Annotated in this window: 8 protein-coding genes; 2 read left to right on the top strand and 6 right to left on the bottom strand. The window is 61.8% G+C overall.

Features of this window, described 5'->3' with window-relative positions:
* Positions 1 to 334: 334 nt before the first annotated feature.
* Entirely contained in the window at positions 335 to 1,408 is a 1,074-nt protein-coding gene (locus DXC52_RS07385) for a hypothetical protein (protein ID WP_147330609.1), read from the top strand.
* Here the strand turns inward: DXC52_RS07385 and DXC52_RS07380 are convergent.
* From DXC52_RS07380 to pheS, 6 genes are all read right to left on the bottom strand, one after another.
* Complete coding sequence (locus DXC52_RS07380) at positions 1,405 to 2,253, bottom strand: hypothetical protein (RefSeq protein WP_117746747.1); 849 nt, start codon at positions 2,251 to 2,253, stop codon at positions 1,405 to 1,407. The two genes, DXC52_RS07385 and DXC52_RS07380, sit on opposite strands and share 4 nt — an antisense overlap.
* 80 nt (positions 2,254 to 2,333) lie before the next feature.
* Positions 2,334 to 3,104, bottom strand: coding sequence for an energy-coupling factor ABC transporter ATP-binding protein (locus tag DXC52_RS07375; protein ID WP_229042034.1), 771 nt, complete (start codon positions 3,102 to 3,104; stop codon positions 2,334 to 2,336).
* A 46-nt stretch (positions 3,105 to 3,150) separates the two neighbouring features.
* A complete protein-coding gene (locus DXC52_RS07370; protein WP_117746745.1) occupies positions 3,151 to 3,987 on the bottom strand; it encodes an energy-coupling factor transporter transmembrane protein EcfT in 837 nt (278 codons plus the stop codon).
* Between the two features lie 4 nt (positions 3,988 to 3,991).
* Positions 3,992 to 5,050, bottom strand: a complete 1,059-nt coding sequence (gene cbiM, locus DXC52_RS07365; RefSeq protein ID WP_117746744.1) for a cobalt transporter CbiM — start codon at positions 5,048 to 5,050, stop codon at positions 3,992 to 3,994.
* Between the two features lie 245 nt (positions 5,051 to 5,295).
* Positions 5,296 to 7,749, bottom strand: a complete 2,454-nt coding sequence (gene pheT / locus DXC52_RS07360) for a phenylalanine--tRNA ligase subunit beta (RefSeq protein ID WP_117746743.1) — start codon at positions 7,747 to 7,749, stop codon at positions 5,296 to 5,298.
* A 184-nt stretch (positions 7,750 to 7,933) separates the two neighbouring features.
* Entirely contained in the window at positions 7,934 to 9,010 is a 1,077-nt protein-coding gene (gene pheS / locus DXC52_RS07355) for a phenylalanine--tRNA ligase subunit alpha (RefSeq protein WP_035136801.1), read from the bottom strand.
* Positions 9,011 to 9,514: 504 nt separating this feature from the next.
* On the opposite strand from pheS, the gene DXC52_RS07350 reads away from it, so the two are divergent.
* Positions 9,515 to 11,089: a carboxypeptidase M32 gene (locus DXC52_RS07350; protein WP_117746742.1), complete on the top strand. Its 1,575-nt coding sequence runs from the start codon at positions 9,515 to 9,517 to the stop codon at positions 11,087 to 11,089.
* The last annotated feature ends 38 nt before the right edge of the window (positions 11,090 to 11,127 follow it).

The raw sequence follows: 11,127 nt of genomic DNA, 5'->3' as shown, positions 1-11,127 counted from the left end.
AACGATATGGCACCGTGGGGACACATGTATGTCAATCCTGGTCTAACAGAGCCAAAAATAAAGCCCCAAGCGCTAAAAGTGTTCGCCCGGTGGCAAACCCACACCTCACACAGGGCTGATAAATCGTTTTAGCAAGAACCAAATCGACCTGGTTTTCGGAAGTATGCGGCAAATTCTGGAACCTCCGAGCACACCCTGTTTTTTCGCAACAAAATGCCTGATAAACTAGCCTCAAAAGCCAGGTCCGCTCATAGGGTTCAGATTTTGCCGCATACTTCCGGATTGACGCTGGCATCACTCGCTTCAAAGAGATGATTTCGGCCAGGAGGGCATTATGGACCTGACGCTTTGTGGGCAATCCGCCTTTAACTACTACCGCATCTCGCCGCAGGTATTAGGCCTTTACCCCGCCATTAGCCTTGGCAATATGGATCGCAGATGTTGTGGCCTCGGAAGTCATGCAGTTGTAAAAGACCTGCTTCACGCACCACTTCACAGGCTTGTATTCACTCGGGCACAATCCGGGTCGCGAAGCCTGTTTAAATCGCACCTCCTGACCCAAGAACCACCTCCGGGGTCGTTTAGGCAGACTGAACATGGGTTTGATGTCACGTCACCGGAGTTCACGCTGCTCAGCCTTGCCACGCAGGTCTCACGCAACCAGTTACTCATGGCGTGCTACGAGATGTGCGGCTCCTTTGCAGTGTTTAAGCCCTGCGAGCGAACGCAACAACAACTCGATGAAGCTATTTCGCTTAAGTTCATTCCACCCAACTGCGGCTGGGAGCGAGTTAACGACACCAAGGGCAATGACACCAACTTGTGGAAGCGCACGCCGCTTCTTACCGCAACGGATGTCGCCGCGTTCGCCAAGCAAGCCGCAGGCCTGCGCGGCGTCAAACAACTGCGCTGGGCGGCCGAGCACATGACGGGGCAGGCCGCCTCGCCCTTCGAAGTACAGACCTCCATGCTTATCTCGCTCCCCCGCGACGAGGGCGGCCAGGGCATCGAGATCGCCAACAACGCGCGCATCCCGCTCAGTGAAGCCGCACGTTCGCTGTATGACAAAACCTGCTGCTACGCCGATATCCTCATCGAAAGCGCCACCGACAGCATGGGCGTCATTCTGGAATGCCAAGGCCGCTCTGCCCACGACAGCGATGCCGCGAGCCTCTCCGATGCCGAGCGCGCCACCGCACTCACAAGCATGGGCTACGACGTCATCCAAATTACCTATGACCAGATCAAGGAGAAGAAGAGCTTCGACCACATAGCCGAGCTCATCCATAAAAAGGCCGGGCTTCCCCACATCCCAAAGACCAAACAGGAACGCATTGCCGAAGATACCTTACGGCAAGGGCTACTTGTCGATTGGGTTGAGCTATTCACTGCCGGGCCGGCCAGCTAGCAGCTAGCAATCAGGGGCAGCGCAGGCACATCGGGCGATTCGACACGGGCGGCAAAACCCGCCTCGGTCAGCTCGATGACCTCGGTAAACGTCGCATCGAAAAACTCCTCGGTTAGCAGGCGATACGGCGGATGATCGGGCTCACCGGGGTTTTCGCGCACGATCTCGTGCATAACGCCAATGGTCTTGAGCACATATTCTTTATGGATGGGATACTGCCCAAAACGTGCCGCAGCGGTATACAGGCGATCGGTCGCACGCGGGATGGAAACAATGCCGAGCGTCTTGCCAAACCAGTCAAAGTCGCCTTGCTTTTTAATGCGGAACTCCTCGCACGGCTTGCCGCCGTGCGCCTCCAGGTACTGATTCACGCGCGTATTCCATACGGTATCGGCCACCAGATGCGACCAGACACCCAGTGTCAAATCGAGCAACGACTGCGCCACGTCATCGGGCGCGAGCGAAAGCTCGCTAGCACCGGGACCGGCAACCGGCTCGGCATCCTTGTAGCGTTGGGGATAATGTACCCGATTGAGTCGCTCGCGCTCCTCGACAATCGAGGTCGCGGCAGCCGGCGTACCAACAGGCGCCCCTTTGAGCAGCGGTGCCACATGGGTATCCCAGAACTCATGCTCACGAGGCTTAGGGATAGGCTCGGGCTTTGCAAAGTGCGTAATGCGGTACGGGAAGGGATCGGCGATGCCAGGGACCATATAGCCCACGAAGATATCCGGAACCACGCAGCCAAACAAAAAGGCATTGCGGTCGCGCACGCTATTGGCAAGCGCACCGGTGCGCTCCAGCAAACGCTCCGTCTGAGCGATATGAATGTTCCAGCTTGGCATAGCCACCCCCATAAAAAACCTGGATAACTATACCATCACGGCAAAGCCGCGCGGGCGGCTACGCACGCTCTACGCAGCAACTAGTCCGTAGCACCGCTTTCGGTTCCATACGACGGCGAAGGCGCCTCGATCACATGGTGATATCGATCGATATAGATTGCACGGGCACCCAGGCGTCGCACCAAATCCTGGTGATGTGTGCTCATCAAGACCGTCTTACCCGCCGCGACGTAGGCCAGCAAGAAGTTGACCACAATGTCGCATGAATCCTCGTCGAGCCCATTGGTAGGCTCGTCGAGGACCAAGATATCCGGGTTCATCGACACCACCGCAGCCAGCGCAACGCGCTTCTTTTGCCCGCCCGAAAGCTGATAGGGCGAAGCATCGACCAGGTCGGCAACTTGAAACAGCTCCAGGGCATCGCGCACGCGACGGTCGAGCTCGCCCGCTGGCAGCCCCATTTGAGCCGGACCAAAAGCAACTTCCTCGCCCACCGTAGCGCAGAACAGCTGAGCATCAGCATTTTGAAACACAAAACCTACGCGCTGATGAAAACGCTGAGCGGCCGCGGAATCCTTGAGATACGCTGCGTCAACCACGCGTCCATCAAACAGATACGTGCCAGCATCCGCGAGCTCAAGGCCATTGATGAGCCTCATGATCGTGGTCTTGCCGCAGCCGTTGGGGCCGAGCAGCGCAACGAGCTCCCCGCGGTCCACCTGCAGCGATACGCCGTCGACCACCGTATGACCCGTATAGGAGAACACCACGTCGCGCAGCTCGATGAGCGGCGCGACCTCGGCGCCGCCCGCACCGTTCGTGCCCGCCGCACTATTCATATCGATCGTCAAAACGTCGCCCTTCCCCATTTGCATCCCCAGTCGAAACCAGCAGCGCCTACAGCACGGCGCACAACACTGCCAGCAGCGCCACGCCGGCCGCATAGACCGCATCGCGCCAGCCAAACCCGGCGCGCGCGGGCGCCGGATACACACCGGCAAAGCCGCGGCAAAGCATAGCCTCGTCCATCGCGCGGCTGCATTCCATCGCCTTGATAAACGTCATGCCCATGATACCCGCCAGCGAGTCGGTGCGCGAAAAACCCGCAGGCGCAGAACCGACGCTGCGCAGCATGACCGATTCGCACAGATTGTGCGCCGTGCGTCCCAGCACCTCGATATGCTTGAGTGCCATATCAAAGGTAAAGATGACCTCGTCGGGCAGGTGCAGCATTTTGAGCGCCGCCGACATGCGGCTCCAGGTAAGCGTCCACGAAACGCCCAGCACCAGCGACACATTAATGAAGGTCTTGAGCGCGATCTTGAGCATGGCGCCCGTGGCAGACGCGCCCAGCAGCAGGGCAGGCAATGCCAGAACCACCGCAAGCCCCGTGGCGCCGAGCGCCGGTACAATGGTCGCACGCAGCCCGCGTGCGGGGCGCACCGCGACCAGCACCAGCGCGATAGCCGCCATCAACATGAGGTACAGCGGGCTCTGCGTCAGACACACGCACAGGACGCAGACGAACATCCCCACCAGGCGCACCGGAGCCGAAACGCAAGAAAGGGCGCGGTCGACCATCGACCCGCCCTCGTGCGCGCCTCCACCCAGGCGAACCCGCTCAAGCAGGCTCGCCAGGTGCAAGACGTTCTTTTGCATCACACGATGCCGAGCCCCCGCGGGCTCGTATCGCTCCTCGGCCGCAAGCCAGCTAGGCAGCTTGACCATCTGCATGCGCTCAGTTTTCCTTGACCGTAAGCGAGATCAAGCGGAATGCGATGGTGAGCACCGCCACGCCAATTACGCCCGAGAGGATATACATGGCAGCCTGGCCGGCAAAGCCAAGACCCTGCTCCTCGGAATAGGCCTGCAGGTAATCACCCGTAGGCAGAGCGTCGGCAAAGGTCGGGGTATCAAGGCCGACCGAAGCCTGCAGGCTGTCGTCGCCAGCCTCCTGAACGGCGGTCGCGGCGCCCTCGGCGTCCCACTCACCCCAGGCGTCACCCGTGGCCAGCAGGCCCAGCGGCGTGGCCACGACAAGCACGGCGATCAGGATGAGCGTGGGGACCAGCGAGGTCTTCTTAGCAGCAGCGCCCTCGGCAGCAAGCTGGCCATCGACGGCCTCGGGCCCGACGATAATGCTCGGCGCCGTCTTCTTAATGAAACCGTAGATGGCGGCCGTCGCCACGCCCTCGATCACGCCGGCAACCAGCATATGCGGGATCAACATGGCCGGAATAGCCACGGACAGCGGGAAGGGGCAGTACAGCGGCGCGCCCGAGGCGTTGGTAAAGAGCATCGGCTGAATACCAAACTCGATTGCCGCGCACAGGGCCGCCAGGCACAGGCCAACCCAGCCGCTCACGATGGCAGAAACCGAGGTGCCCCAGCTCTTGTCGTGCAGACGGCTGTTGAGCGCACGGAACACGATAGCAGCGACAAACGGCAGCACAAAGGCCATGTTAAAGCAGTTGGCGCCAAACGACAGAACGCCGCCGTCGCCAAACAGAAGCGCCTGCAATGCCAGCGCGACCGAAACCGCAATGGCAGCAGCCTCGGGGCCCAGCAGCAGCGCGATGAGCGCGCCGCCGACGGCGTGACCCGTGGTGCCGCCAGGTAGCGGCACGTTGAACATCATGAGCAGGAAGGAGAACGCGGCGCAGATGCCCAGGAAAGCCATGTGCTCGCGATCGAGCGTGGCGCGCACCTTTTTGATGCAATAAACCCAAACGGGCACCATCGCCACCGCCATAACGGCATCGGTCTGCGGGGACAGGTAGTTATCTGGAATGTGCATATACGCCTCCCGGTTATCGACGCACAGAATTGCAACGCCGCTTGAATCACCTTGTCAGTGTTACGCATTGTCAGATTCGTAACACGCCGCGGGCTATCATAGCAAAACGGCGCACTGCCGACAAAGCAGCACGCCGTTATGTAATGCGCGTGTCATATATGAAGGCTCAACGGTGCCTTATACCGAAAACAGCAGTCACGTAAGACTCGGCGGCAGCCGACGCTGGCCTATATCCAGCGCAGGACCTAGCCGCGGACCTCGCCGTTTACGCCCTTGCACACCTTGGTGACGATCTTCTGGTGCGCCTTCTCGACCTCTTCGCTGGTGAGCGTGTGGTCGTCGGAGCGATACGTAAGCGCAAAGGCCATGGACTTCTTGCCCGCTCCGATGCGGATGGGATCGCGGTAGACGTCGAACAGGCGCACGCCCTCGAGCAGCTTGCCGCCGGCGCTGGTAATACGGCGCTCAAGATCCTCGCAGGTCACAGCGTTGTCGACCACAATGGCAAGGTCGTGCTCAACGGCCGGATACTGCGAGAACTCACGGTAGTTCTCCTGATTGCGGGCGCCCTTGATCAGCTTGTCCAGATCGAGCTCAAAGGCAACGACGACCTCATCGATGCCCATCGCCTCGCGCGCCTCGGGGTGAATCTCGCCGACCCAGCCCAGCACGGTACCGCCGGACAGAACCTCGGCCGCACGACCCGGCTGCAAGAAAGCGTAGCCCTCGCCCTCGACGGGACGGAAGCGAACCTTCTCGATGCGCAGCTGGGCGAGCAACTCCTCGACGATGCCCTTGCCAAAGAAGAAACGCAGCTTACGGTACTTCATGCTCCAAGACTGCTCGCTCCACTGGCCCGAGAGCACACCCGCGACGGACTTGGTCTCCTTGGGCAGGCTGGCGTTCTCGCGGCCATGGAACAGGCTGCCGACCTCGTACAGGTGCACGTTAGGCGTGCCGTGGGCCTCGTTATAGGCAACGGACTGCAGCAGGCCCGGCAGCAGCGAACGACGCATCTCGGTCTGCTCAGCCACCAGCGGGTTCATAAGCACCACGGGGCAACCGCGGCCCTCGGTGGACATGCCGATCTTCTCCAGGTCGCCCGGGGCGGCAAAACCAAAGGTCGTGGTCTCGTTGAGGCCACAGGCACGCAGGATCTCGCCGACCTTGCGGGTGAGCTTCTGCTCGCGGGTCAGGCCGCCGATGTGGTTCTTGGCGGCCGGGATGGTCGCCGTCACGCGGCCCATGCCCCATAGGCGCAGGACCTCCTCGATCAGGTCAATCTCGCGCGGCAGATCGGGACGGAAGCTCGGCGGGGTAACCATAAAGTCCTCGCCGTCGCGCTCGACGGTGCAGCCCAGACGGGTAAGCGAACGCTCGATAAAGTCGGGCTCGATGTCGGCACCGCAAATGGCGTGCACGCGGGCCAGGCGCAGCTTAATGCTGTCGATGGTCTTGGGCGCGGGGAAAACGTCGACATAACCGGGAGCAACCTCGCCGCCGGCAATCTCCTCGATGAGCGCGCAGGTAACGTTGGCGACATCCACGCAGCCGGTCTCATCGACCTGGCGCTCAAAGCGAATGGAGGCGTCGGAGATCAGCGACAGATCGCGGCTGGTGTGCGAGGTGCGACCGGCGTTGAAGCAGGCGCTCTCGACCATCACGTCGACAGTGTCGTCCTCGATCTCGGAATCCATGCCGCCCATAACGCCGGCCAACGCCACGGGGCGCTCGCCGTCGGTGATAAGGCCCATGCCGGCGTCGAGCACGCGCTCCTCGCCGTCGAGCGTCGTGAACTTCTCATCCTGCTGGGCGGCGCGAACCACCACGCGACGGTGGCCATCGCGCTCGGCAAAGGTGTCCAGATCGAAGGCGTGCAGCGGCTGACCGGTGAGCATCATCACATAGTTGGTGATGTCGACGATGTTGTTGTGCGGGCGCACGCCCAGGGCGTTAAGGCGCTTGACCATCCAGTCGGGCGACGGGCCGACCTTCACGTTGCGCACGATGCGGGCGACATAGCGGTCGCACAGGCCCTCGTCGGCGATCTCGACCGAAAGCTCGTCGTCGGTCGCGCGGCCGGTCTCCGCCTTGATAGCGGGCAGCTCAACGTGGAAATCGCGGTCGAAGATGGCGCCGGTCTCGCGGGCCATGCCGATCATGGACAGGCAATCGGGACGGTTGGGCGTGATCTCGCAGTCGAGCACGGTGTCGCTCGAGCCCACGTACTCGGCAAACGGCATGCCGCAGGGCGTATCTTCGGGCAGGATCATAATGCCGGAGTGGTCGCCGCCCAGGCCGAGCTCGCGCGCGGAGCAGTTCATGCCCATGGACACGACGCCGCGAAGCTTGCTCTTCTTGATCTTGACGTCGCCGGGCAGAACCGCGCCGATCATGGCCGTGACGATGTGGTCGCCGGCCTCGAAGTTCTGCGCGCCGCAGACGATCTGCAGCGGAGCGGGGTTACCGTCGGCGTCGAGATTCTTGTCGCCCACATCGACCGAGCACACATACATGTGGTCGCTATCGGGGTGCGGGGTCTTGGTGAGCACCTTGGCGGTCACCACGTGGTCGAAGGATTCTCCCACAGTGTCAATCGCCTCGACCTCGGTGCCGGTACGGATATATTCGTCCGAAAGGGTCTTGGGATCCTCCGGAATATCGATCATGGTCTTGAGCCAGTCGTAAGAAACACGCATCTAGCTCTCCTTTCATACTGAAAGCCTGCGAAGAGATGCAGGTGGAAACTTCAACTTTGTGAACATTCCTTACAAAGCGAGGGTTGTCCAAGTGCGGCAGATCGGCCCGAAAGAGGAGCGCCGCGTACTTTGGTACGCAAGCGACGAATGAGCGCCGAGGTGCCGTGCTTGGGCAAGCCGCAGCCTAGAACTGATTCAGAAAACGCATATCGCCCGTCATGAGCGTTCTAAGGTCCGGCAAGTCGTAGCGCAGTGCCGCGACGCGCTCGGCGCCAATACCAAAGGCGAAGCCGGTGTACTTCTCGGGGTCGATGCCGCAGTTGATCAGGACGTTGGGGTCGACCATGCCGCAGCCCAGGATCTCGATCCAGCCGCTGTGCTTGCAGAAGTTGCAGCCCTTGCCGCCGCAGACGTGGCAGCTCACGTCCACCTCGCAGGAAGGCTCGGTGAAGGGGAAGAAGTGCGGGCGATAACGCGTCTTGCGGTCCTCGCCAAACATGCACTTAACAAAGTAGTCGAGCGTGCCCTTAAGATCGCCAAAGGTGATGCCCTCGTCGACGACCAGGCCTTCGATCTGGTTGAACTGCGGCAGGTGGCAGGCGTCGGCCGTGTCGGGACGATAGACGGTGCCCGGGCAGATCATGTAGATGGGCGGCTTCTGCGACTCCATGGTGTGGATCTGCACGCCCGAGGTCTGGGTGCGCAGCAGCACGTCGGACTCGCCGTGAGCGTGAGCCTCGGGATGCGCGACGCTGCCGGGGTTGTTGTCGACCACATAGAACGTGTCGCGGGCCGATCGGCTCGGGTGATCCATGGGCGCGTTGAGCGCGGTGAAGTTGTAGTAGGAGGTATCGACCATGGGGCCGGACTCGACGGTGTAGCCGATGCCGCAGAAGATGTCCTCGGCCTCCTCGATGATCTGCTTGATCAGGTGCTGGTGACCGATCTGCGGACGGATGCCCGGCAGCGTGATGTCGACGGCCTCGTGCTCGAGCGCGTGCTTGAGGGCGGCAGCCTTCATCTCGGTGGTGCGCTCGTCGAGCATGCCCTCGATCAGCTGGCGCATCTCGTTGGCGCGTTTGCCCATCATGGGACGATCCTCGGGGGCGAGCTTGCCCATCATGCGCATCAGGCCGGTGATACGGCCCTTGCGACCGAGCAGCTCAACGCGCGCGGCCTCGAGCTTGGCAGCGTCGTCGGCGCCTGCGACGAGCTCCTTGGCCTCTTCCTCGAGTTTGACCAGATCATCAATCAGACTCATGTCTTCCCTTTCGTCTCTCGCGCATCCACTTGCCGCGGCGGTTGGAGCCACCCGGCGCTGCGAATGTGCGGCCCGGTTCGGTAACAAAAAACCGCCCTCGGGCATGTGCATTGCCCAAGGACGGTTGAATTCCGCGGTACCACCTTGTTTGACCCGGCGGATGTCTGGCCCGCCGCGCCCACTCTGTGCCCCTTGTCGCGAGGCTCACGGCTTCCCTACTGGGGACATCGCCGCCGCTGGCCGCGCGCCCGTTGAGGTCGCTGCTCGGGAGTGAACGCTTGGCCCTTGTCACCGCAGGAAGGCTTGCAGCCCATGACCTTCCCTCTCTTGCCGGCGACGCGGCGGGCAAAACCCTCTCCGTCAACGCATTGGGTTATAGGATAACACATTCTGCGAGCATATCGCCGCGTTCCGTTTTGTTCGTGCTGGGTACAAGGCAGGTAGCTGTGCAAACTGGCCGTGCGCCCATCCATGGCGCTCGGCTCGCGAGATCAAGGATATGGTATGGGTAAGAAGCACGATAAGAAGACCAAGCCCGCAGTGGGCAAGACGCCCAAAGGCATGAAGGTCGATAAGGCCGTCAAAAAATTCCGCAAGCTCGAGGGCAAGCTGTGGACTCGTGAATACCTGCTCAAGATTGCCGAGTTCGATGGCGCGACGATTGCCCCCGCCAACGGCGCCGCGGCCCGCGCCGATGCTATGGGGACCCTTGCCGGCGAACATCACAAGCTCCTGACCAGCAAAAAGTCCGTTGAGCTCGTGCACTCTCTCGCGCGTGAGACGGTCGCGGGCGAAAAGATCGACGACCCGCAGCTGCTCGACGAGATTCGCGTGCTCGGCCGCGACCAGCGCGAGGCAAGCGTTATTCCTACCGAGGAGGCCGAGGCCTGGACCAGGCTCACCTGCGAGGCCGACGCCGTGTGGCACAAGGCCAAGACGGCCAACGACTGGGCGAGTTTTGAGCCCTATGTGGATAGAATCATCGCCCAACTTAAGCATCAGGCCGAACTCATGGACCCCAAGCGCGACCCATACGACGTTTGGCTCGACCAGTACGAGCGCGGCCTTTCCGCCAAGAGCTTCGACGCGTTTTGCGAGGAGGTCAAGGCCACGGTCGTGCCGCTCGTGCACGCCATCGGCGAGCGCGGCCAGCAGCCCGCTGCCGACTTTTTGCACGCCCGCGTGCCCGAGGCCGCCCAGCGCGCCATGAGCTTCGACCTTATGAAGCTCGTCGGCCTGAACCTGAACGACACCACGCTTGCCTTTACCGAGCACCCGTTTAGCGAGGGCTTTGCCGTGGGTGACGCGCGCATCGCGACACACATCTACGAGGACGATTGCATCTCCAACGTCTACAGCATCATCCACGAGGCGGGACACGCCATGTACGAGCTGGGCGTCAATCCCGCCTATGCGCGCACCTGTCTTGAGGGCGGCACCTCCATGGGCATCCACGAGAGCCAGAGCCGCTTCTTTGAGAACACCGTGGGCCGCAGCCGTGCCTTTATGGGGCCGCTGCTCGAGGTGCTGCGCCGCCACGCACCCGAGGTCTACGGCGACGTCGACGAGGACACGCTCTACCACGCCGTGAACATCGCGCAGCCTTCGCTGATCCGCACCGAGGCCGACGAGCTCACCTATCCGCTGCACGTTATGGTGCGCTACGAGATCGAGCGTATGCTGTTTGCCGGCGAGGCCACGGCCAAGGACATCCCCGCGCTTTGGAATCGCTTCATGGATGAGTACCTGGGCATTCCCGTTCCCGACGACACGCACGGCTGCCTACAGGATACGCACTGGAGCGGCGGCTCGTTTGGCTACTTCCCCACCTATGCGCTGGGCAGCGCCTACGACGCCATGTTTGTGCCGGCCATGTGCCGCGACGGTGTCGACCTCAACGGCGCCTGTGCGAGCGGCGACCTGACACCCGTCCGCGCCTGGCTGGGCGAGCACATTTGGCAGTGGGGCCGCGCCAAGGACGCGCCGGAGCTCATCAAGGGCGCGTGCGGCATGGCGTTCGATGCCCGCTACTACTGCAGCTACCTGCAGGACAAGTTCACCACGCTCTACGAGCTGTAAAGCTTAGGCGACACGCCAACGCAAAGGGGACGCCGCGG

The organism is Collinsella sp. TF05-9AC (genome assembly GCF_003438495.1).
Lineage (GTDB): Bacteria > Actinomycetota > Coriobacteriia > Coriobacteriales > Coriobacteriaceae > Collinsella.
This window is presented reverse-complemented; position numbering and strand designations above follow the sequence as displayed.